This window comes from Thalassospira xianhensis MCCC 1A02616 (genome assembly GCF_003326475.1).
Lineage (GTDB): Bacteria > Pseudomonadota > Alphaproteobacteria > Rhodospirillales > Thalassospiraceae > Thalassospira > Thalassospira xianhensis.
Genome location: NZ_JPWA01000011.1, coordinates 121,395 through 144,727, shown reverse-complemented (window position 1 = coordinate 144,727; position 23,333 = coordinate 121,395). Strand labels below are relative to the sequence as shown.

Sequence of the window (23,333 nt, the reverse complement as noted above, 5' to 3'; positions counted from 1 at the left end):
GGGCTTCGTGGTCGTGGCGTTGGCGGAAGGGGCCGGAACGAGCAGCGAGGCTGTGGGGCGTCTGGTGGCTGGTGGAGGCCCGAGGTTTGTCCCGGCGCCGGGCAAACCGGCGATCTGATCGATTTTGCTTTGGTCTTGACTATTTCCATGGCTTCGCGTTTTCTAGGCCTATGGGGAAACGCGAACTCCCCACGAGGCGCCAGCTAAAGATCGCGTTCCAATTCAAGCCTGCAAAGGAGGAACGCACATGCCTGCGCCCAACGCGATTTCCAGCGACAAACTTTCCAAAATCATCGGTACGCCCCGCGTGCCACTGCTTCTTGATGTTCGATCCGACGAAGACTTCAACGCCGATCCGCGCCTGATACCCGGCGCGATCCGGGTGGACGATACTGCCTTGTCTGAACTGGCATCACGCATCGCCGGGACAAGTTCCATTGTGATCTGTCAGGCCGGACATAAACGCAGTCAGGGAACCGCGGCATGGCTGCGTGCGGAAGGTTGTCCGTCGGAATATCTGGAAGGCGGCTTTGAAGACTGGGTGTCAAACGGACATCCGGTAATTCGCCCGGAAAAACTGCCCGCGCGCGATTCTCAGGGACGGACAGTCTGGGTAACACGATCACGTCCGAAGATTGACCGCATTGCCTGTCCCTGGTTGATCCGGCGGTTTCTTGATCCGCGTGCCGTTATTCTGTTTGTCGCCCCGGCAGAAGTTCTGGGTGTGGCAGAGCGTTATCAGGCGGTACCGTTTGACATTGAAGGCGTATTCTGGAGCCATCGTGACGAATTGTGCAGTTTCGATGTGATGCTCCAAGAATTTGGTCTTTCGATCCCGGCCCTTGAGCGGCTTGCCCTGATTGTGCGCGGGGCGGATACCGCCCGCCTTGATCTCGCCCCGGAATCGGCCGGGCTTCTGGCAGCGTCACTTGGATTATCTCGCATGTATCCCGATGATCTTGAGCAACTTGACGCCGGTATGCTGCTATATGATTCGTTCTATCGCTGGGCGCGTGACGCCACGCATGAAAACCACAACTGGCCAACCAACAAGCCACAGGTATGACATGCGATCATCTGATTATCCGACCCTGAGCGAAGCCTTCAAGGTCTGGGCGCGGATCGGTCTTTTGAGTTTCGGGGGGCCTGCGGGCCAGATTGCCCTGATGCATCAAATTCTGGTCGAGGAACGCAAATGGCTTGGCGAGAAGCGATTTCTCCATGCCCTTAACTATTGCATGCTGTTACCCGGTCCCGAGGCACAGCAGCTGGCCGTTTATATCGGCTGGCTGATGCATCGGACCCTTGGCGGGGTGATTGCCGGTGTCCTGTTCGTTCTGCCCGGTGTGGTCGCGATCATGGCGCTTAGCTGGATCTATGCGATCTGGGGCAATGTGGGGATTGTCGAGGCATTTTTCTTTGGTCTTAAAGCAGCGGTTCTGGCAATTGTCGCCCAGGCCGTTTACCGGATCGGCAAGCGGGCGCTTAAAAACAGTGCGATGGTCTCGATTGCGGTTGCGGCTTTTGTTGCGATCTTTGCCTTCGGGGTTCCTTTTCCCGTGATCATTCTTGTCGCCGGAATGATCGGTTATGTTGCGGCACGCCGGAATATTGCGGCATTTCGCAGTGGCGGTGGACATGGGAAAATCGGTGCAGTCCAGGTTGCCGATGCCGACACCCTGCTGGGCGAAGAATCCCCGGACCATACGCAGGTCAATCGGGCCTGGGCCTTTCGCGTTTCAGCGATCCTGCTTGGCCTTTGGCTGGTGCCGGTTGGGGCGCTGTTCCTTGCGCTTGGCCCGGCCCATGTCTTTAGCCAGATCGCCGGGTTCTTCAGTGTGATGGCCGTGGTGACCTTTGGCGGGGCCTATGCGGTTCTGGCCTATGTCGCACAGGAAGCGGTGCAGAATTTCGGCTGGCTGGCGGCGGGTGAAATGCTTGATGGCTTAAGCATGGCTGAAACCACACCGGGGCCGCTGATCATGGTGACACAGTTTGTCGGTTTCATGGGGGCGTTACGCGATGCGGGCACCCTGCCGCCACTGATGGCAGCGACCCTTGGCGGTTTGCTGACAACCTGGGTGACTTTCACGCCCTGTTTCCTGTGGATATTCCTTGGCGCACCTTTCATTGAAAGGCTGCGCAATAACCAGAACCTGACAGCCGCACTTAGCGCAATTACTGCCGCGGTGGTCGGGGTCATCCTTAACCTTGCGGTATGGTTCGGGCTTCATGTGGTGTTTGCCGAAGTCAAACCGCTTGATGTACCAGGACTGGATCTGCTGATCCCGGTTCTGTCGTCGGTGAACCTGGTAGCGGCAGCACTGACCGTGACCGCACTTCTGGCGGTTCTCTGGCGGGGAATGGGCACTATTCAGGTGCTGCTGCTATGTGCCGGACTGGGTGTGGTGGCCAGATTGACGGGTATCGCCTGATCGCGGTGGAACGAGACCGGATTTTCAAAGCCGGTCCTGAAACAGATAAGGGCGCGACCAGTACATGGTCGCACCCTTTTATTCTTCTGTAAGTGCGACGTGCGATCTTACTTCGGCATCTGCCATTTGCCGTTTACAAGGCGCGGGATGTTGAGCGGGTTTGCGTCCTTGAGGGCTTCGGGCAGCAATGCGTCCGGGAAGGCCTGATAGGAGACCGGGCGGATGAAACGCTTGATCGCGAGCGACCCAACCGAGGTTGCACGGGAATCCGTGCTTGCCGGGTAGGGGCCGCCGTGAACCATGGAATGGCAGACCTCGACCCCGGTCGGCCAGCCATTGATCAGGATGCGGCCCGCACATTTTTCAAGGGCGGGGCGCAGTTTCCCGGCCAGTTCGGCATCGGCGTCAATCATGTGGATGGTCGCGGTCAACTGCCCGATCAGGGTTGCCGACAGGGCAACCATTTGCTCGGGCGTGTCGCATTCAACAATGATGCCGGCTGGACCGAACATTTCTTCGGCCAGTTCCGGGTTGGCCTGCCAGTCGGCAGCGGTGGTGCGGAAGATTGCCGGGCTGCCTTCGAACGGGCCGTCGCTGTCGCGGCGTTTAAGCGCACAGGTTACCTTGGCGTGACCGGCCATCGCATCGGTGACATGATGATAGGCGCTTGAAACGCGGTCGGTCAGCATGGCGGCACCGCCAACCTGACCCAGTTCGGCGGCAGCAGTTTCAACAAAGGCGTCAAGGTCGGCCCCCTTAAGGGCGATCAAAAGACCCGGATTGGTGCAGAACTGACCAACACCCATGGTGAGCGATCCGACCCAGCCCTTGGCGATTTCAGCCGCCTTGGCACCCATTGCTTTTGGCATCAGGAAGACCGGGTTGTTGCTGCCGAGTTCGCCATAGAACGGGATCGGTTCCGGGCGGGAAACAGCAATATCAAACAGCGCACGACCGCCACCGGTCGAACCGGTAAAGCCGACCGCCTTGATCAGCGGGTGGGCGACCAGCGCCTGACCGACCTTGCGGGTGCCGCCATGGATCAGGCTGAACACGCCTTTGGGCATGCCGGTTTTTTTAATTGCGGCTTCGATAGCCTTGGCAACGACTTCGGACGTGCCGGGGTGGGCGGCGTGGCCCTTGAACACGACCGGGCAACCCGCAGCCAGTGCCGATGCGGTGTCACCGCCCGCAGTCGAAAAGGCCAGCGGGAAGTTAGACGCACCGAAAACACCAACCGGACCAAGTGCCTTGTGCATGACGCGGATGTCGGGCTTTGGCAGGGGCTGACGATCAGGCTGGGCGGTTTCGATGCGGGCTTCGAACCATGATCCTTCTTCGATCCAGTCGGCAAAGAAGCGCAACTGGCCAACGGTGCGGCCGCGCTCGCCAGTCAGGCGTGCCGCGGGCAGGGCTGATTCAAGATTGCCGATTTCGGTGATTTCATCGCCGCGCGCATCGATTTCATCGGCAATCGCGCGCAGGAAGGCCGCGCGTTTGGCCGGCAGCATCGCCGCAAATTCTTCGGCACAGGCATTTGCCGCCTGAACCGCCTGATCCACCAGTTCCTCGGTGCCGTGCTGGAACTTTGTTGGCAGTTTTTCGCCGGTCGACGGGTTATCGGCCTGAAACACATCCGGACCGTTCAGCCATTCGCCTGCAATATAGTGCTGTCCATTCAGCATGGAGCCTCCTGTGGGGTTGGCGTGTTTGTATGATGATACCGTGCAAAGGATTGGGCGGTGGATTTCGGTAATCCTGCAACGCCCGATTTACGCGGTTTTATTCGGCGGCAGCTTAAGAAATCGGGGATGGGATGTAAATATCATATTATATGACAAAAATGCCGTCGGCAGCCGCCATCAGAGATTCAAACAGTTAAGCATTATTGGATAATTTATACAATTATAATTGGTCAGAGAAAGCCATGGGCGTGTGTGCCCGTCAGAATTCAGATTATTGACAAAGCCCGGAATGAATCAAAATCGTCATTCCGGGCAAAGCGGCGCGCAGACCCGGAATCCATATCCCATTGAAACAGACTGGATTCCCGCCGTCGCGGGAATGACGATCTGGTTGGGAATGCGGTGTCAGTATCCTGCGGGCGTGTATGCCCGTGCCGTGCCGCGCATTGCGGCCACGGATTGTCGGCCAAGGATTACCAGCCAAGGATTTCTGGCGTGTCCGGGCGGAAGCTGCGCGGTCCGCCTTATGCTTCAGGGAAGCCGATCGTGGGTGCTGATATTTGAAAATCCCGGCGGATGACGCCGGATTAGCTGGCGACCGATTTGGGATTTCGGCCAAAGATGCTGGCGAAATCGGTTTTGGCTGGTTTGGGGCGTTGAAGCTGTAGCCGGTCGCGAATGGCATCAAGGTGTTTGGCCATTTCGGCGGCTGCCGCGTCCGGGTCGCCACCCAGAAGGGCGTTTAGCAGCGTTTCATGTTCCGAGTGAGAGCAATCGACCGGTTGCGGGCTTTCATACATCGCAATGATCAGCGAGCTTCGCAGGATCAGGCGTTCCAGAAATTCCTCGATCACCAGATTGCCGGCAAGACGGGCCAGCAAAAGGTGGAATTCCCCGGAAAGAATGATGGCAGCGCGGTGGTCGCCTGCGTGGTGGGCCTGATGTTCGCGTTCCAGATGCTCGCGGATCTGGCTTGCGCGGTCGGGCGTCATGTTGGCGGCGATTTTTCGGACCACGCCGTCCTCGATCATGCGACGCGCCGAAAAGACTTCGATGGCCTCGTCAATGGTCGGTTCGGCGATGAAGGCCCCGCGATTGGGGACCAGATTGATCAGCTTGTCATGGGCGAGCTGCAAAAAGGTTGCGCGAATGCGCGCACGGCTGACCGAGAATGTTTTGGCAAGATCTTCTTCGATCAGCTTCATGCCCGGTTCCAGTCGCCGGTCAAGAATGGCGTCGAGCATTTCCTGATAGATCAATTCTTCCGGGCGAAGTTTACCGCTGCCTTTATAGGGGGTGGGCTGTGCGGGGTTGGCCATCACGGCGCGTCTTTCCGGTTGTTCATTCGAGGGGTCAATTCTTTTCTACAAAATTGTTGACGATCTGCAAAACAAAAAAATGTGACAGCCCTTTCTGGTGAGTCGGAATGGCTTTGCCTTCGGTTTGATCAAAAGAATGCTGCTGTGCAAAAATTGCGCATAAGTTGCGTATGAATCGGGCATTGGCCGGTTCTGTCACCTTGGAGTTTTGTATGCGCTTCGCGGAAAACCGCCGATCCTGAAAATGGCACGCAATTTGCCTACAATTGAAAATATGGATTGTTAACAATTTTGCATGCAGTAACGGGTGGGCGCATGAAGGGTAACGGGGCCATTGAGTTGATCGCTGTCAGTAAGTTTTACGGCAGCACCATCGCAGTCAAATCGATCGACCTCAAAATACCGGCAGGGGCCTATTGCTGCCTGATTGGTCCATCCGGCTGCGGCAAAACCACGACATTGCGCATGATCGCCGGGCATGAGGTCATCAGCGAAGGTGATCTTCTGATCGGGGATCGCAATGTGACCGAGCTTCCGCCGGTCAAGCGCGGTACGGCGATGATGTTCCAGAATTACGCGTTGTTCCCGCATATGACCTGCATGGAAAATGTCGCGTTCGGTCTGCGGATGCAGGGCGTTTCAACAGCAGAACGCAACGAACGGGCCAAGGAAATGTTGGCCCGTGTCCATATGGAAAAGTTTGCGGATCGCAAGCCAGATCAGCTTTCGGGTGGGCAACAGCAGCGCATTGCGCTTGCACGGGCCTTGATTACGCAGCCCTCCGTCCTGTTGCTTGACGAGCCGCTTTCGGCCCTTGATCCGTTCCTGCGGGCGCGGATGCGCGATGAATTGCGCCGCCTTCAGCAGGAGCTTGGCATCACGTTTGTCCATGTCACCCATGCCCAGGACGAGGCGCTTGCGCTTTCGGACATGGTTGTTGTGATGGAAGACGGTGTCATTCGTCAGAAAGGCACGCCCGAGGAAATATTCAACAAGCCGCGTTCGCGCTTCATCGCCAATTTCATGGGCGGTCAGAATATCTTCAAGGGAACGGTTTCGGAAAGCAGCCCGGCGGGCACGCTTCTGACGCGTGGTCCCGATAGTTTCTTCCTGCCCGGATATGGTGATGGTGCCACGGGCGAGGATCTTGAATTCACAATTCGTACCGACCTGATCGGGCTGGGTGAAACAGCACCCGGTGATGCCGAAAACGGTCAGATTCCCGTCGAAATCACAACGGTCGAGTATCTCGGCCTTTGGGTGCGGATTGTGGCGACGACCAATGACGGCAAGGAAATCACCCTGATGAAGACCGAAAGCGAATTTCGGCAGGCGCCTGTGCGCCGGAAGGAAAAGTTCATCGCCTATTGGAAACCCGAACACGCGCATGTTCTGGCCTAAAAAAACATCATTTATCAGGAGCTTCACATGACGACCGACAATTCCAAAACGACGAAAAGCCTGCTTTCGACCAAGGAAGTCACCCGCCGCGGTTTTGTTAAAGGTGCGGCTGCGACTGCCGGTGTCGCGATTGGTTCAGGTGCGATCACCGGTTTCCCGACCATCTGGGCGCAGAACATCAAGGATGTGACTTTGCGCCAGTTCGGCACGGGTGTTTCAAACATCAACGCGGTTGCCGACAAGGTTAAGGAAGACCTTGGTTTCACGCTTCAGATGACCGCCCTTGATTCCGATGCGGTTGCACAGCGTGCGGTCACCCAGCCGAAATCGTTTGATATTGCCGATATCGAATACTGGATTTGTAAAAAGGTCTTCCCGGCGGGCACCATGCAGCCGATGGATACCACCAAGCTTAAAAACTATCAGTATATCTCCAAGCTGTTCATCGACGGCAAACTGACCCCGGATTCCGAGATTGCACAGGGCACTGCCCCGCACACGGTTGGCTTCGTTGAAGGTGCCGACAGTGTCGAATTTGCATCTGCGCCGACCCAGTGGATGACCCTTGTTCCGACGATTTACAATGCGGATACGCTTGGCATTCGCCCGGACCTGATCGAACGTCCGATTAATAGCTGGGCCGATCTTCTTGATCCGGCCTTCAAGGGCAAGGCGTCGATCCTGAACATTCCGTCGATCGGGATCATGGATGCGGCCATGGTTTGCGAAGCCATGGGCGAAGTCACCTATGGTGACAAGGGCAACATGACCCAGGAAGAAATCGACAAGACGATTGCGATCATGATCGATGCCAAGAAAGCCGGTCAGTTCCGCGCCTTCTGGAAGAGCTTTGATGAGTCGGTCAACCTGATGGCGTCGGGCGAAGTCGTGATCCAGTCGATGTGGTCGCCAGCGGTTGCCGCCGTTCGTTCCAAGGGCATTGCGTGCAAATACCAGCCGCTTAAGGAAGGGTATCGTGCATGGGGTGGCGGCATTGGTTTGGCCAAGCACCTTACCGGCCTCGAACTTGAGGCGGCGTATGAATATATCGACTGGTACCTGTCGGGCTGGGTCGGGGCGTATCTTAACCGTCAGGGTTATTACAGCGCAGCCCCGGCAACCGCACAGAAATTCATGTCCGAAGACGAATGGGGCTTCTGGATGGAAGGCAAGGAAGCCCAGGGCGATATCCTTAGCCCGGATGGCAAGGTCATGGAAAAGGCCGGTGCGGTTCGCGATGGCGGTTCGTACGAGGAACGCATGGGATCGGTTGCGTGCTGGAACTCTGTCATGGACGAGAACAAGCACATGGTCCGCAAGTGGAACGAATTCATCGCCGCATAAGGCGTTTCAATTCGGTCGGGCGCAGCTTCGGTTGCGCCCGATATCCTGATTTCTTTGATGATTTTTCCGGTTCAAAGGGCAGACAATGGCGTTTGATATGTCCAAACGATCGTCGTATTTCCTGATCTCGCCGATGGCGCTGATCTTTGCGATCTTTCTGGTCGTGCCGTTGCTGACGATTATTGTTGTCAGTTTCTGGGACTATGACGAATACCGCATTCTGCCCGACTTCATTTTTGAAAATTACAAATACCTGCTGGGGTCTTCAGTAACCTGGCAGATTTACCTTAATACATTCAAATATGCCGCCCTGACCTGGGGCTTTACCCTTCTGATCGGGTTCACGGTTGCCTATTTCCTGGCGTTCCATGTCCGCAGCCTGACATGGCAGATTGTCCTGTTCATGTTGTGCACGATCCCGTTCTGGACATCGAACATCATTCGCATGATTTCGTGGATTCCGTTTTTGGGGCGCAACGGGCTTTTGAATTCGGCCCTGATGGGGCTGGGTATTGTCGATGAACCGCTTGAATTCCTGCTGTTTTCGGATTTCGCGGTCGTTCTGGCGGATGTGCATCTTTACACCCTGTTTATGGTGGTGCCGATTTTCAATTCGATGATGCGCATTGACCGGTCCCTGATCGAGGCGGCGCGTGATGCCGGGGCATCGGGGTTTGAAACCCTGCGGCATGTGATTGTGCCGCTATCGAAGCCCGGTATTGCAATCGGTTCGATCTTTGTCATCACGGTCGTGATGGGGGATTTCATCACGGTGCGTTTGATGAGTGGCGGGCAGAGTGCGTCGGTCGGGCTTCAGATTTCCAATGAAATCGGGTTGCTGCAATATCCGGCGGCGGCGGCCAGTGCGGTGGTTCTTCTGGTGACCGTGCTTTTGATCGTGACGGCGTTGCTTCGCATGGTCGATATCAGGAAGGAGCTTTGAGATGGCGAAGACCCGTGAAAAACGCCCGACAAGCTTCTACTTTCTGGCGGCATTCTTTGCGCTGTTTGTGCTGTTTCTGTATGGGCCAATGCTGACGATTTTTATCCTGTCATTTCAGGGTGAGAATGGCGGTCTGACCTTCCCGATGAACGGGTTTTCGGTCCATTGGTTCGGCAACCTGTTTGAACAGCAGGCGGTCGGGGATTTTGGCGGTTCGTTCCTGCGATCTCTCAAGCTTGGCCTGATTGTCATGGTGGTGACGGTTCTGGTGTCCTTTATGGCGGGGCTGGCGTTCCGCAAGCGGTTCAAAGGGGACAGCGTGATTTTCTATCTGGCGATTGCCAGCCTGATCGTGCCGTCGATCCTGATTTCGCTTGGCATCGGATTGCTGTTCAATATCGTGAGCTGGCAACCGCAATGGTTTACATCGGCCCTTGGCGCGCATCTGACATGGACCTTCCCGTTCGGGCTTCTGATCATGTTTGCGGTGTTCAACCGGTTTGATCCGTCCTATGAGGAAGCGGCCCGTGATCTGGGGGCGAGCAGTTGGCAGACCATCTGGCATATTGTTCTGCCGATGGTGGCCCCCAGCCTGATCGGGGTCGCGATGTTTTCCTTTACCCTGTCCTATGACGAATTTGCCCGGACCCTGATGACGGCGGGGGCGCTTAATACCCTGCCGCTTGAGATTTACGGGATGACGACCAACGTGACGACGCCAGTGCTTTATGCGCTGGGCACGGTGACGACGGGCTTTTCGTTTGTGGTGATTGCCATTGCGCTCGGTTCGGTCCTGATCCTGCGGCATCGCAAGGGGCAAAAGGCATGACCCGGATCGCGGTTATCAATCCCAATATGTCGGTCGGGTTTACCGAGAAGGTTGGTTTGCAGGCCCGCCGTATTGTTGCAGCGGGGACCGAGATTGTTGCCCTTAATCCGCAATTCGGCCCGGCCAGTATTGAAGGTTATTATGACGAGGCATTTGCAAGCGTCGGGTTGCTTGCGACGATGCGCGGGCTTGAGGCCGAGGGGGCTTCGGGCGGGAAGATCAGTGGATATGTCGTGGCGTGTTTTGATGATACCGGTGTTGATGCCGCGCGCTGTCTGACCAAGGCGCCGGTGATGGGCTTGTGCGAGGCGGCCCTTCGGTTTGCGGCCATTGTTGCATCGCGTTTTGCCATCGTCACCCCGATGGCGGTATCGGTGCGGCCGCTTGAACATCTGGTGTCGAAATATGGGGCGTCTTCGCAATGTGTGGTGCGGGCGGCGGGTGTTCGGACACTGGATTTCGAGGGCGAAAATGCGGATATGGCCTATCTGGCGCTGAAAATTTCGGCGGAAAACTGCCTTGCCGAAGATGGTGCCGAGGCGATTGTGCTGGGCTGTGCCGGGATGACCGATATTGCCGACCGTTTGCAGGCTGAGCTTGGCGTGCCGGTGATTGACGGGGTCAGTGCGGCGGTCAAGCTGATTGAGGCGATGGGGATGCTTGGGCTTCAGACCAGCAAGGCCGGTGCCTATGCCAGCCCGCCGGTTAAAACTTACGACGGGATATTTGCCGAGTTTGCACCGGTCGCGTGAGATGGTCGGGGCCGGATTTCGGTCAGATTTGCTTTAACGCCTTTTCGACCTGAACCAGATGACGCCGCATGGCGTCTTCTGCGCGTTTCGGGTCGCGCTGTTCTATGGCATCGACGATCTCGCGATGCTGGGCGCTTAGATCATTGATCAGGCGATCCGAATGGCTGCTTTCACGCATGCGGGCCCATGCGGCTTCGCGCCGGACGGCGCTGACGGCTTCGAACACCGCCAGAAACAGCGTGTTGCGGACACTTTCGGCCAGTTTCTGATGAAAGGCCGCGTCCCATTTTTCATATTCGCCCTGATTTTGGGCCTTGGCGGCGTTTTCGATCATGGTGCGCATGGTGTCGATATCGGCCTGCGAGGCGCGAAGGGCGGCAAACCGGGCCATAGAGGGCTCGATCTCCTGCCGGACTTCCATGATTTCAAACGGGCTTGTTCGGGTGGCCAGTCCTTCGAGCTTGCGCAGGCGTGGGGTCGGCGGGGTGCCGACAAAGGTGCCCTGACCCTGACGACGCCAGATCAGGCCGTCGGCTTCGAGCTGATCCAATGCCTTGCGGAGCGCGCGACGCCCGACATCAAGCTGTTCGGCCAATTCGCGTTCGGCGATGACGCGCCCGTTCTTGACGAATTCTCCCGCGGCGAAGCTTGTTCTCAGCTTTTCTGCCAACCCCTGGGTTGCTATGTCATTCATGGCTTTTTTTATCGTTATCTGGACGTTTAAATCTTATCTGTTCTGGCCCGTTGCCCGCGTTTTGCACCCTTGCGGTTTCATCGGTCCGGAACAGCATCAATCCCAATCAGATATCAGGAAATCAGATCATAGAACATGCGCAATGATGTGATGGCCAGAAACAGGCCAAAACAGATGCGCAACGCCCGCCTTGGGATGGAATGTGCGATGCGGGCGCCAACCGGTGCGAAAAGAACCGTCATCGGGATCAGAAGGGCCGCGGCCAGCACGTTGACATATCCCAGCGAGAAGGGCGGACGCCCGTCCACACCGATGCCAGACATCGCATAACCGATGGTGCCGGGCAGGGCGATGATCAGGCCGATTGCGGCCGATGTGCCCACTGCACGGCGGATGTCATATCCAAGGAAGCTTAATACCGGCACGCAGATCGTGCCGCCGCCGATTCCCATCATGGCCGACAGGCTGCCTGCGATCACACCCAGTATCGCCCAGACCGATTTGGGCGGGTTTTTCTGGGTATCGGTTTCGCGATCCCGGACCAGAATCATATTGGCCGCAACCAGCAGAGCCACGACGGCAAAGACGATGGTCAGAACCCGGCCATCGGCAAAACCGCCAATCGCGGTGCCAATCAGGACACCAACGACAATTGCCGGGCCCCAGTGTTTGAGCAGGGCGATATCGACCGAACCCTTTTTATAGTGGCTTCGGGTGGATGAAATCGCGGTGGCGATAATCGTCGTCAACGAGGTGGCAACGGCGACCTGCATGCGCAGGCTTTCATCAACGCCCATGGTGGTCAGGAAATGATACAGCACCGGCACAATGACGATGCCGCCGCCGACGCCCAGAAGCCCGGCCATGATGCCGCCAACGATGCCGGCAAACAGCATTGCTGCACCCCACAGCAGGTACAGGCTCATGGTGCCTTCGATTTCAATCATGATGAACCAATCCAAACCAATAATGACTATCTAGGTGTATTGGTACTAACTCTGATTGGTCGTAGTTGGCAAATGTTTTGCGCTGTTAATCAGCTTAATCTGGCAATTAATCAGCATTAACCAGATTTAATAGTTGCGAACCAAATGCAAGAATGCCAACAATATGGCGACAAAATGAACAAACCAAATATAAATTGGTTCAGACTCAGGTATCAAATCTCATCAGGAGGCAGAACAGATGTTCCGCAAGATTGCCGTAGCCGCCGGTTTGATGGCCGCTGCCTTTGCCGCACCCGCGCAGGCGCAGAGCTATCCCGAAAAACCGATTGAATTTATCGTGCCGTGGGGCCCGGGTGGTGGCAGTGACACGCTGATGCGTATCGTCGCCCAGGGCCTTACCGAAGAAACCGGTCAGGCCGTGCCTGTCATCAACATGCCCGGCGTGGGTGGCAATGTCGGCCTTGCCGAATTCGCCAAACGCCCGGCAGATGGTTATACCATTTCGCAGATTCACGAAGGTCTTCTGGTATCGAACCAGACCGGGATCACCGAACTGAATTGGGACAGCTTCATTCCGGTCGCATTGGTGGCGTCATCGCCGCAGTATCTGACGCTGTCGAAGAACGACAATTTTTCGAACTTTGAAGAACTGGTTGCCTATGCCAAGGCGCATCCGGGTGCCGTTCGTGCCGGTGTGACGCTGGGCGGGATTCCCCATGTTCATATCGCAATGATCGAAGAAGCCATGGGCCTTCAGTTTTCCTATGTCGGTTACACCGACACGGGTGAGCGTATCCGTGCCCTGATGGGTGGTAACATCGATATCGCCATTGGTGACATTTCGTCGGCCAAGCAGTTCGTCGACAATGGTGATCTGATTTACGCAGCCGTTGGTACCGAGGAACGGACCGATGATGCGCCGGATGTTCCGACGCTTAAGGAACTTGGCATGGATGCCGAGCTGGTGATCACGCGTGGTGTGGTTCTTCCGAAAGGTACGCCGCAGGAAACCGTTGATGCGCTTGAAGCCCATATCGAAAAGGTCATGCAGCGCGAAGACGTGATCAAGCTGATGAAAAATGCCGGTGCCGATCCGGTGTTTTATGGTCAGGAAAAATACAGCGCCTATCTTGATAAGCTTAACGCGACCATCGCGAAGCTTGTAGGCAAGCTCGAAGGATGACCGTCAAGGTGACGGAGGCAGCAGCAGCGGATACAGGTGTATCCGCTGCTTCGCGCGCCCGCACCGAATTGGCGCGGCTGATCTCCTATATCGTTTTTGGTGGCGTTTCTGTTGTTCTGTCCTCGATGGCGGCAGGTTTGCCGACGTCCCGCTGGGAACCGCTGGGAGCGGGCACCTTCCCGAAGCTTGTTTTTGCCCTGCTGGCGGTGCTTTGCCTGATTGCGGCTGTTCGTTCGATCATTGAAATCGTGCGGGCGGGGGGCCTTGAGGGTGTTGGGGCTGCCTTTACCCAGTGGCTTTATGTGCGTCGGGTCGCCATTGGTCTGTTTGTCCTGTTCGCGGTTTATCTTGGTGTCATGCCGTGGACCGGGTTCTCGCTTGCAAGTTTTGTCTTCCTGCTGATTGCGCAGTTGATGATTGCGGGTGTTTCGCGACGAACCGTCATTCAGTCCATCATCGCCGCCCTGATTTTTTCGGTCGGGTTGAACCTGCTGTTTGCAGAAGTTTTCAATGTGTTCTTACCGCGCGGCGTTCTGTTCGCGGGTTAGGCGGGAAAGTTTAAATTATGCTGGATGCGTTTCTTGCCGGGGCCCATCAGGTATTTGCCTTTGATACCCTGACATACATGCTGATCGGGTCGGTTGCCGGGATTATTGCCGCGGCGATCCCCGGTTTTACCGTGACAATGGCAATCATTCTGACCCTGCCGCTGACCTTTGCCATGGAACCCTTGCAGGGGGTGTCGGTGATGCTGTCGGTTTATGTCGGGGGTTATACCGGTGGCCTGATCAGTGCCGCCCTTCTGGGGATTCCCGGAACACCGAGTTCGGTTGCGACCACCTTTGATGCCTTTCCGATGGCACGCAAGGGGGAACCGGGCCGGGCCCTGTCACTGGGTATATGGGCATCGTTCTTCGGGACGGTGATTTCGACCATCGTTCTGATCGTTGCCGCCCCGCCGCTGGCCCTGATTGCGGTCAAGCTTGGCCCGTGGGAATATTTCGCGCTGATCGTCTTTGCACTGACGATTGTTGCCAGCCTTGTCGGAAACTCGTTAATCCGTGGTTTGATCGCGGGCGTCATTGGCCTCGGCATTGCGACCATCGGGCCGGACCCGATGATGGGAAAATCGCGCCTGACCTTTGATACCGATCTTCTGATGCCGGGCTTGCCGTTCCTTGTGGTGCTGATTGGTATTTTCGCGATCAGCCAGCTTCTGAGCGAAGTCGAAATTCATGGCAAGAAGACCAATCAGGCCCTGATCCCCGATGTGATCGACTTCAAGACATGGAAAGTCATGCGCGAAGTCCTGATGGCGCCGGTCAATCTGTTCCGGTCATCGATGATCGGGGTTTTGATTGGCGCGCTGCCCGGTGCTGGTGGATCCATCGCCAACCTGCTGGCTTATGATCAGGCCAAACGCAGTTCCAAAAACCCGGAAAAATTCGGCGAAGGCTGTGCCGATGGTGTGGTCGCGTCCGAGGCAGGGAATTCTGCCACGGCCGGTGGCGGCCTGATCCCGATGATTGCGTTGGGCATTCCGGGGTCTGCTGTGGATGCCATTCTGATGGCGTCATTGATGGTGCACGGGATTTCGGTTGGTCCGCGCCTGATCATGGATCATGCCGATCTGGCCTATGGCATGTTCATTGCCATGATCGTTTCCAGCCTGATGATGCTGGTGGTGTGTGTCGCATCCATGCGCCTGTTCCTGCGGGTGACCGACATCCCCAAACAGTTCATCGTGCCGACCGTCATCATTTGCTGCGTTATTGGGGCGTTCGCGCTTAATAACCGGGTGACGGACCTGTATCTTCTGGGGATTATCGGGTTGGTTGGTTATGGCCTTAAAAGCCTTGATTATCCGCTGGCACCGCTGGTGCTGGGTGTGATCCTTGGGCCGATTGCCGAAACCAATTTGCGCCGCGCATTGATGAGCGATCCGGACTGGACGACCTTCTTTACCCGGCCGATTTCAGCCATCCTTCTGGCGGCGGCGTTGCTGTCGGTTATCTTCAGCGTCCGGTCTATCCTTAAAATGCGTAAAAAGAACCGTCCCGCCACCGATGAACAGGACGGCGATTAAGCCGATTAGGAGACTCCAATGAAACTTCGTCATGACGCGCTTTATGCCTCACGCCGGTCACCGGTGCTTGCGCGCAATGTTGTCTCGACATCCCAGCCGTTGGCGGCACAGGCCGGTCTGCGCATGCTGCTGGCGGGCGGGAATGCGGCCGATGCTGCGCTGGCATCGGCCATTGCATTGACGGTGGTTGAACCGACCGGCAATGGTCTTGGTTCGGATGCCTATGCGATCATCTGGGATGGCAAGGAACTGCATGGCCTTAATGCATCGGGTCGTGCGCCCGCGGCATGGTCGCCGGAACGCTTTGCCGGGGCGGATGCCATGCCGCAACGCGGCTGGGAATCGGTGACCGTACCGGGGGCGGTGTCGGCCTGGCGCGAGATTTCCGACAAGTTCGGCAAGTTGCCGTTTGAAAAACTGTTCGAGCCGGCCATCGAATATGCCAGCCGTGGTTTTGCCGTGTCGCCGATCATTGCAACGCTTTGGGAAAAGGGTGGCAATGTATTGGGCAAGCAGCCGGGCTTTGCCGAGGCATTCCTGCCCGGTGGCAAGGCACCCAAAGCGGGTGAATTGTTCATCAACCGCGCAATTGCCGAAAGCCTGACAGATATCGCCGAGACCGGTGGCGAGAGTTTCTATCGCGGTCGGCTGGCGGCCAAAATTGCGGCCTTTGCCAAGGAAAATGGTGCGGTGCTTACCGAGGAAGACCTTGGCAATCATAAAACCGACTGGGTCGGAACGATTTCGCAAAGCTTTGGCAAGGTGAAGCTGCATGAAATCCCGCCAAACGGGCAGGGGATTTCAGCCCTGATTGCGCTTGGTATTTTGCGTCATACCAACATTGCCGATTATGCACCGGACTCGGTCGAGGCCCTGCATCTTGAGATCGAGGCGATGAAGCTCGCCTTTGCGGATATGCATGAATATGTCGCCGATCTGGATCACATGCGCGATGTGACGGTCGAACATCTGCTGTCCGATGATTATCTGAAATCCCGTGCGGCATTGATTGATGCCAGCAAGGCGCAGGATTTCAAGGCGGGTGCGCCGAAGCATGGTGGCACGGTCTATGTCACGGCCGCTGATGAAAGCGGCATGATGGTGTCGTTTATCCAGTCGAACTATATGGGTTTCGGGTCCGGTGTGGTTGTGCCGGGGACATCGATCAGCCTGCAGAACCGTGGTTTCGGTTTCACCCTGAAAGACGGTCATCCCAATCAGGTGGCCGGTGGCAAACGCCCGTTCCAGACAATCATTCCGGGCTTCCTGATGGGCGAAGACGGCAATCCGGTCATGAGCTTTGGCGTCATGGGCGGCCCGATGCAGTCACAGGGCCATTTGCAGATGACACTGCGGACCCAGCTTTGGGGGCAGGATCCGCAAACGGCGGCGGATGCGCCGCGCTGGCAGGCGCTTTCCGGGCTTGAAGTTGCTGTTGAGGCCTCGGTCGGAGCTGATGTGATTGATGCCTTGAAAGCCAAAGGGCATGCGATCAAGGTTGAGGCCCCCGACAGCACCAATTTCGGTTTTGGTGGTGCGCAGCTTATTGCGAAAACCGATGCCGGTTATGTCGCGGGTTCTGACCCGCGCAAGGACGGATGTGCGGTCGGGTATTAATCCCGCGCATCGCCAATTCAGATGAGCTCCCCTTAATTCATCTGACGGAAAGGCCGGTCATTAATTTGACCGGCCTTTTCTTATGGAAATCCGATATTTTGATCCGCTAATATTTTTCGGTTCGTCAAGATGGAAATCACCGCAATTCAGGGGGATAGCCCATGCAAAAATGCTGCTTTGAGTCTGGGCCGGAAAAGCGTAAAGACGCAAGATGCGGAATTTGAAATGTTGGCAGCACCGGATTCTTATCAATATGCTGTCACATTGCTGCCCCGTTCTTTACGCAAAACATCTTTGGCGGGAAATACGCCGATCAGTTGGGAAACTCAGACGGGAAATATGTACAGATTTCAAAAGCGTGTCACCAGTGTCTCTGTTCATGCTCTGCTTGCGGTTGCGCTTGCAGGGTTTTTAACGTTTGGGGCGGGTGGCGTGGTGCACGCGCAGGATAGCACCGCGACGGAAACATCGTCAGGCACGCAGCCTGCTGCACCGGTGCAGGCCGAGACGGCCAGTCCGGCAGCAGAAAGCACAGGGCCGGCAGTAACCCCATCGTCGAATGCATCGGAACAGACCGCGCCAGTTGAACCGGTCGCGGCCGGGAATGCCGAAACCACTGCCGAGAATCCTGTACAACCTGCTGAAGATGGTGCTGCTGCACCCGAAGCTGCTGAAAAACCGGCTGTATCCGTGCCGGTCGCCTTTGATCCGGCACAGGTGATCGAGCGGGCGCGCAATCTTGCAAAGCAACCGTTCGAGAACCCGCATCGTGACCTGCCTGAAGCACTGGCAAACCTTAGTTCCGATAATTACGCGAAGATCCGCTTTAAATCCGAGAAAGCATTTTTCAGTCAGGCTAATTCGGGTTTCGCGCTGGACCTTTATCATCCGGGCAACATGTATGATGTGCCGGTTGCGATAAACCTTGTGCGCGATGGTCAAGTGCAGGCTGTTCCATATTCTGCGGGACTGTTTGATTTTGGTGAAACCGGCCTGTCGGGCAATGATTTTTCGACACAGGGATATGCCGGTTTCCGCCTGCGTTATCCGTTGGGGAATGTTGCAGGCAGCGATGAACTGGCGACCTTCCTTGGCGCATCCTATTTCCGGATTCAGGGGCGTGATCAGGTTGCCGGACAGATGGCACGCGGACTGACAGTTGATCTTGCGGGCCCGTCGGGCGAGGAAATTCCGGTATTTCGTGAATTCTGGATCGTTGCCCCGAAAGAGGGCGAACGCAAAATCACCGTATTTGCGCTGCTTGATAGCGTGCGGTTGACCGGTGCCTACCGGTTTGACATTCGTCCTGGTAACAACAGCAAGGTCGATGTCAGCAGCACCCTGTTCTTCCGGGATCGCGTCGAAAAGATCGGTCTGGCACCCTTGAACAGCATGTTCCTTTACGGTGAACAGAAACGACGCCGGTTCGAAGATTATCGCGGAGAAGTACATTCCAGCGACGGGCTTCTGATCAATAATGGCAAGGGCGAATGGCTTTGGCGGCCGCTTGATAACCCGGCCAACTTGCAGATCAGTTCGTTCCTGGATGAAAATCCGCGTGGTTTCGGGCTTCTGCAACGTGACCGGAACTTCGATCATTATCAGGACCTTGATACCCGTTTTGACCAGCAGCCCGGCTATTGGGTGACGCCAAAAGGCGATTGGGGCAAAGGCCATGTCGAACTGGTCGAAATTCCAAGCCCGAGCGAGAGCAATGACAATATCGTTGCGTTCTGGGTGCCGCAGAACAAGCCCGAAGCCGGAAGCGAGTTGACCGTTGAATATCAGATTGCGGCAACACAGGATGGCAGCGATCTGCACAAGCTTTCACAGGCAACAGACACGCGTATCATGCATATTCCGTCCGGTGGTGATGATGCGCAGGCGGCAACCCGTTTCATCCTGAATTTTGCGGGCGAAGAGCTTGAATATTATCTGTCCGATCTTGATAACCTGCAGGCCAATATCAGTGCATCGAATGCTGAAATCCGTAATATCCGCCTTATGAAAGACCCGGAGAACGGTGGTGTTCGCGTGATGTTTGACCTGATTGGAACTGGCGAAGCCCAAAGTTCAAATCTGCGCGCCTTCCTGCAATATGATGACAGGGTGCTGAGTGAGACATGGACCATGCCGTGGGTATTTTGATGCCTGCGGCAATTCCGGTTGGGCACATTTGGCCGCGTATTGCGTTTCGCTTGGAATATCGCAAGTTGCATTCAGGGAAAACTAGAACCTTATGAACCGGATTTCCGACCCCATGTCCGATAGTGCAGCCAAAAACGGCGTTGATGATGATAACCTTGATCCGACAGTAAAGCTGCGCGGTCCCGGTGTCGGGTCGCGACGCATTTTCCTGTTTGGCGCGTCGATTTTTGCGACCGCCTATGCCGCGTGGCTGATGGCGGACGTGTTGGGTGCGGATCAGCTTACCGTCATGGAAATGGTGGTCATTGCGTTCTTCACGATCAACTTTGCATGGATTTCAGTGTCCTTCTTTACCGGGATTGTCGGCATTTTCCTGCGTGGGTTCGGGCTGGATGCCATTACGCTGAAACGGTTGAAGCCGATTGCGCGCAAAGGGTCGCTCAGATCCAAGAATGTGGTGGTGATCCCGGTCTATAACGAAGACCCGGACCGGGTGTTTGCCGGACTGCGTGCGAGTTATGAAAGCCTTGCCGCGACGGGCGAAATTGATGCGTTTGATTTCTTTGTTTTGTCCGACACCCGTGATCCCGATATCTGGATCGCCGAGGAAGTTGCATGGGCCAAGGCCTGCGCGGATTTGAAAGCGCGCGGCAAGATATTCTTCCGTCGTCGGGCGGAAAATACCGAACGCAAATCCGGGAACCTCAAGGAATTCTGCGAAACCTATGCGACGCATTACGATCACATGATCGTTTTTGATGCCGATAGTGTGATGTCGGGCGAGGCCATGGTGAATATGGCCTATCTGATGGAAAACAATCCCGATGCCGGGATTATTCAGAGCCCGCCGCAGCCGACCGGCCGCCAGACCCTGTTTGCCCGTATCCTGCAATTCATTTCGCGCGTTCATGGCCCGACCATGTCGGCCGGTCTTTCGTTCTGGTGCATGGGCAGTTCGAACTATTGGGGCCATAACGCGATCATTCGCGTGCAGGCCTTCATTGATTGCTGCGGGTTGCCGGTTCTGTCGGGCAAGCCGCCGATGGGTGGACATATCCTGAGCCACGATTTTGTCGAGGCCGCCTTTATGCGCAAGGCAGGCTGGCGTTGCTGGCTGATCCCGCAGCTTGAAGGCAGCTGGGAAGAATTGCCGCCGAACCTGATTGATTATGCAATCCGTGATCGCCGCTGGTGCCAGGGAAACATGCAGCATGCGCGGCTTCTGTTTGCGCCGGGATTCAGGCCGCTTAGCCGTCTTCATTTCTTTATGGGGGTCATGAGCTTTGGCTCGTCGCCGCTGTGGCTTTTGCTGTTGCTGTCTTCGACGATTGCGACGCTGCAGAACACGCAACTGACTTACAGCTTTTTCCCCAGCCAGTTCACGATGTTCCCGCAATGGCCGGTTGACCGGTCGTTCGAGATGCTGGTGCTGCTGGTCTTTACCATCGGTATGCTGGTGGTGCCCAAAATCATCTCGATCCTGATGGTTTTCCTTGGCCGTGACCGTAAGAAATACGGCGGGGTGATGGTGCTGGCGAGTGGTGTTCTTGAAACGCTTTATTCTGCCCTTCAGGCACCGATCATGATGATGTTGCATGCGCAGTTCGTGTTTTCGGTTCTGACCGGCAATCAGGTTGGCTGGGACGCGCAGGAACGTGATGATACGGGGGTGCCGTTTAAGGCGGCACTGAAAACCCATCGGACGATCATCGTCATTGGCCTTATCTGGGGGGCGGTGGCGCTATTTGTGGATACGGCCTTCTTCTGGTGGCTGTCGCCGATTCTGGCGGGTCTTGTTCTGGCACCGTGGCTGACGTATTGGTCAAGCAGCCTTGCCATCGGGCGTGCGGCGCGCCGGATGAAGCTTTTTGTGACACCCGAAGAAACCGAATCCCCCGAAGAACTTGCGACATTGGCGCGCCTGACGGCGGAAGCGCCCGATGAAGATGTCAAGGATGGGTTGCTGCGCCTGATCGAGGACCCGTTTGCCAACGCGTTGCATTCGGCCCTTTTGCCCGCGCGTAAACCCGACCGTCGTACCCAGATCGAGATCGGGATCATCTATGAAAAGCTGTCCCGGTTGGGCGTCGAAAGCCTGACAAAAGACGAGAAACTCAAGATTCTGTCGTGGCCGGTCAAACCGCTTGATCAGATTATGGCTGGCAAAAAGGACGAAAACGCAAAAATGCCCGCTAATTCGTCATAGTGCATTGATTTTCTTGCATGGGTCGCGCCACAAAAACGCCCTGATTTAATCAAAATATGCCGCGGTTTTTAGGTGATTATAATCCTTACCAAAGAGTTAATCACCGATTGTCGCCATTTAGCCCGAAGGGGCCGCAAACATGACTGATCTGACCATCGCATCAAAAGGCTTTTCCTACGCTGCTTTTGAATCTGCTGCCGTGACGCGTTTGATCGATGAAACCGCGCGTGCCTGGTTGCGTTCGTTCAGTGTTGATAATCCGCAGGCTCATCAGCGTCTGGTGAACGAGCTGCGGACCGCGTTGCAGCAGGACTCCGTTGCGACAACGGAAAAAGAAAGCATGCAGGACATCCTTGATCAGGCGGCCCATGATGCCATCGCAAGCTGGTTTGCTGATCTAAGCGGTCAGAACAATTGTTTTGGTTCTTCCGGTTTTGCCATGATGCGTTGCGCGTTTCTGTCAGCCAACTGCGACAAGGCATGGTCCGAGCGTTTTCTGGATCGCGAACACAGCAACAAAGACCTGGCCCTTGCCCTGTCGGTACAGATGATGTGCCCGACTCCGGCGATTAAAAGCTGTGTGATGCCGCGCCAGTCGCTGGATCGCCGGGCCGCATCCTGAATAATTTAAAAGATTTGCGCTGACTTGTCTTACCCTCAACGTCATTTGCGCATTCCCAACGAAGCACTGCCATAAAGGCGGTGCTTTGTTGTTTGTGCATATGGCCAAAAAAGAACCCGCCCAAAGGGCGGGTCGAGTTCAGCGGGCGAGTGGGACCTGATCCCGATTGAAATCAGATCCCGATGACGTCAGGGCACACACTCCCCAACGCCGACGAAAAAGGGTTCAGGCGGCTTTGCGTGCCGCAGACAGTTTTTCAAGAAGCCGGGCAACGGCCGGATCGTTTTTGCCGTTCCGGTCCAGTTCAAGGAAGAAATCCGGATAGGGGGCCTTGCCCGGTGTCAGGTTGTAGGGTTCGAAATCCGTGATCCCGATGGCTTCAAGCACGCTTTCATCGGTGAAGAAGCCTCCCGTAACGTCGCGTGCAGGCGATGTCAGGATGGCATGCGCGGCATCGGCAAGGATTTCGGGGCTACGCGCACGTCCCTGTTCAAGACCGGGGATCATGTTAAGGGCGGCGGTTTCGATGACGGTGACGGGCCAAAGCGAGTTAACGGCCACACCTTCATCCTCGAATTCCGCAGCAAGACCCAGCGTCACGAGGCTCATACCGTATTTTGAAATCGTATAGGCGGTGTGATTGGCAAACCATTGTGCCGACAGGTTGGGCGGTGGCGACATGGTCAGGATATGCGGGTTCTCGGATTTCATCAGATGCGGCAGGCAGGCCTGCGCGCAGGCGAAACTGGCCCGCGTGTTGACCTGATACATCAGGTCAAACCGCTTCATCGGTGTTTCCAGGGTCGGGGTCAGGTTGATCGCACTGGCATTGTTGATCAGGATGTCGATCCCGCCAAAAGTTTCGACGGTTCTGGCGACCGCATCGGCGATCTGGTCTTCTTCGCGAATATCGGTTTTAAGGGCGAGTGCCTTGCCACCGGCTTCCTCGATCTCGGCGGCAGCACTGTGAATGGTGCCGGGCAGTTTGGGATGGGGTTCATCGGTTTTGGCGATGATTGCGATATTTGCCCCGTCGCGTGCCGCACGCAGCGCGATGGCTTTGCCGATCCCGCGCGATGCGCCGGTAATGAACAGTGTTTTGCCTGCAAGACTTGCCATGAT

At 56.2% G+C, this 23,333-nt stretch carries 19 protein-coding genes; 14 read left to right on the top strand and 5 right to left on the bottom strand.

Annotated features, from left to right (window positions below):
* Positions 1-247 precede the first annotated feature (247 nt).
* Together TH5_RS11200 and chrA are read left to right on the top strand one after the other, a co-directional pair.
* Positions 248-1,066, top strand: a complete 819-nt coding sequence (locus TH5_RS11200; protein WP_114121931.1) for a chromate resistance protein ChrB domain-containing protein — start codon at positions 248-250, stop codon at positions 1,064-1,066.
* Complete coding sequence (gene chrA, locus TH5_RS11195; RefSeq protein WP_244204888.1) at positions 1,026-2,435, top strand: chromate efflux transporter; 1,410 nt, start codon at positions 1,026-1,028, stop codon at positions 2,433-2,435. The genes TH5_RS11200 and chrA overlap by 41 nt, the downstream gene beginning before the upstream one ends.
* A 107-nt stretch (positions 2,436-2,542) precedes the next feature.
* Here chrA and TH5_RS11190 read toward each other — a convergent pair whose 3' ends face one another.
* Both TH5_RS11190 and TH5_RS11175 read right to left on the bottom strand, forming a co-directional pair.
* Positions 2,543-4,120 carry an aldehyde dehydrogenase (NADP(+)) gene (locus tag TH5_RS11190; protein WP_114121929.1) on the bottom strand — a complete coding sequence of 526 codons (1,578 nt, stop codon included), beginning with the start codon at positions 4,118-4,120 and terminating at the stop codon, positions 2,543-2,545.
* 587 nt (positions 4,121-4,707) lie between these two features.
* On the bottom strand, positions 4,708-5,439 hold the full coding sequence (locus TH5_RS11175; RefSeq protein ID WP_114121926.1) for a GntR family transcriptional regulator: 732 nt from the start codon (positions 5,437-5,439) through the stop codon (positions 4,708-4,710).
* 315 nt (positions 5,440-5,754) lie between these two features.
* On the opposite strand from TH5_RS11175, the gene TH5_RS11170 reads away from it, so the two are divergent.
* From TH5_RS11170 to TH5_RS11150, 5 genes are all read left to right on the top strand, one after another.
* The gene (locus tag TH5_RS11170) at positions 5,755-6,840 is read left to right on the top strand and encodes an ABC transporter ATP-binding protein (protein ID WP_114121925.1); all 1,086 of its coding nucleotides are present in this window, start codon (positions 5,755-5,757) and stop codon (positions 6,838-6,840) included.
* A 27-nt stretch (positions 6,841-6,867) separates the two neighbouring features.
* Positions 6,868-8,184, top strand: coding sequence for an ABC transporter substrate-binding protein (locus TH5_RS11165; RefSeq protein ID WP_114121924.1), 1,317 nt, complete (start codon positions 6,868-6,870; stop codon positions 8,182-8,184).
* Between the two features lie 97 nt (positions 8,185-8,281).
* Positions 8,282-9,127 (top strand): ABC transporter permease, encoded by an 846-nt coding sequence (locus TH5_RS11160; protein ID WP_223304904.1) that lies wholly within the window; start codon positions 8,282-8,284, stop codon positions 9,125-9,127.
* Position 9,128: 1 nt separating this feature from the next.
* Complete coding sequence (locus TH5_RS11155; protein ID WP_062950324.1) at positions 9,129-9,956, top strand: ABC transporter permease; 828 nt, start codon at positions 9,129-9,131, stop codon at positions 9,954-9,956.
* Positions 9,953-10,708, top strand: coding sequence for an aspartate/glutamate racemase family protein (locus TH5_RS11150; protein ID WP_114121923.1), 756 nt, complete (start codon positions 9,953-9,955; stop codon positions 10,706-10,708). Before TH5_RS11155 ends, TH5_RS11150 begins: the two co-directional genes overlap by 4 nt.
* A 22-nt stretch (positions 10,709-10,730) precedes the next feature.
* Here the strand turns inward: TH5_RS11150 and TH5_RS11145 are convergent, their stop codons facing one another.
* Both TH5_RS11145 and TH5_RS11140 read right to left on the bottom strand, forming a co-directional pair.
* Positions 10,731-11,402 carry a FadR/GntR family transcriptional regulator gene (locus TH5_RS11145; protein WP_114121922.1) on the bottom strand — a complete coding sequence of 224 codons (672 nt, stop codon included), beginning with the start codon at positions 11,400-11,402 and terminating at the stop codon, positions 10,731-10,733.
* A gap of 113 nt (positions 11,403-11,515) precedes the next feature.
* A complete protein-coding gene (locus tag TH5_RS11140) occupies positions 11,516-12,349 on the bottom strand; it encodes a sulfite exporter TauE/SafE family protein (RefSeq protein WP_037988410.1) in 834 nt (277 codons plus the stop codon).
* Positions 12,350-12,587: 238 nt separating this feature from the next.
* On the opposite strand from TH5_RS11140, the gene TH5_RS11135 reads away from it, so the two are divergent.
* From TH5_RS11135 to TH5_RS11105, 7 genes are all read left to right on the top strand, one after another.
* Positions 12,588-13,532 carry a tripartite tricarboxylate transporter substrate binding protein gene (locus TH5_RS11135; RefSeq protein WP_062950336.1) on the top strand — a complete coding sequence of 315 codons (945 nt, stop codon included), beginning with the start codon at positions 12,588-12,590 and terminating at the stop codon, positions 13,530-13,532.
* Positions 13,533-13,540: 8 nt separating this feature from the next.
* The gene (locus TH5_RS11130) at positions 13,541-14,080 is read left to right on the top strand and encodes a tripartite tricarboxylate transporter TctB family protein (protein WP_244204887.1); all 540 of its coding nucleotides are present in this window, start codon (positions 13,541-13,543) and stop codon (positions 14,078-14,080) included.
* A 17-nt stretch (positions 14,081-14,097) separates the two neighbouring features.
* Positions 14,098-15,618 (top strand): tripartite tricarboxylate transporter permease, encoded by a 1,521-nt coding sequence (locus TH5_RS11125; RefSeq protein WP_114121920.1) that lies wholly within the window; start codon positions 14,098-14,100, stop codon positions 15,616-15,618.
* Positions 15,619-15,636: 18 nt separating this feature from the next.
* Positions 15,637-17,235, top strand: coding sequence for a gamma-glutamyltransferase family protein (locus tag TH5_RS11120; protein ID WP_114121919.1), 1,599 nt, complete (start codon positions 15,637-15,639; stop codon positions 17,233-17,235).
* Between the two features lie 339 nt (positions 17,236-17,574).
* Positions 17,575-19,383, top strand: coding sequence for a glucan biosynthesis protein (locus TH5_RS11115; protein WP_244204886.1), 1,809 nt, complete (start codon positions 17,575-17,577; stop codon positions 19,381-19,383).
* Between the two features lie 112 nt (positions 19,384-19,495).
* The gene (mdoH, locus tag TH5_RS11110; RefSeq protein ID WP_244204885.1) at positions 19,496-21,589 is read left to right on the top strand and encodes a glucans biosynthesis glucosyltransferase MdoH; all 2,094 of its coding nucleotides are present in this window, start codon (positions 19,496-19,498) and stop codon (positions 21,587-21,589) included.
* Between the two features lie 139 nt (positions 21,590-21,728).
* Positions 21,729-22,211: a hypothetical protein gene (locus tag TH5_RS11105; protein WP_114121917.1), complete on the top strand. Its 483-nt coding sequence runs from the start codon at positions 21,729-21,731 to the stop codon at positions 22,209-22,211.
* A 225-nt stretch (positions 22,212-22,436) separates the two neighbouring features.
* On the opposite strand, the gene TH5_RS11100 is transcribed toward TH5_RS11105, so the two are convergent.
* On the bottom strand, positions 22,437-23,330 hold the full coding sequence (locus tag TH5_RS11100; RefSeq protein WP_114121916.1) for an SDR family oxidoreductase: 894 nt from the start codon (positions 23,328-23,330) through the stop codon (positions 22,437-22,439).
* Positions 23,331-23,333: the final 3 nt, after the last annotated feature.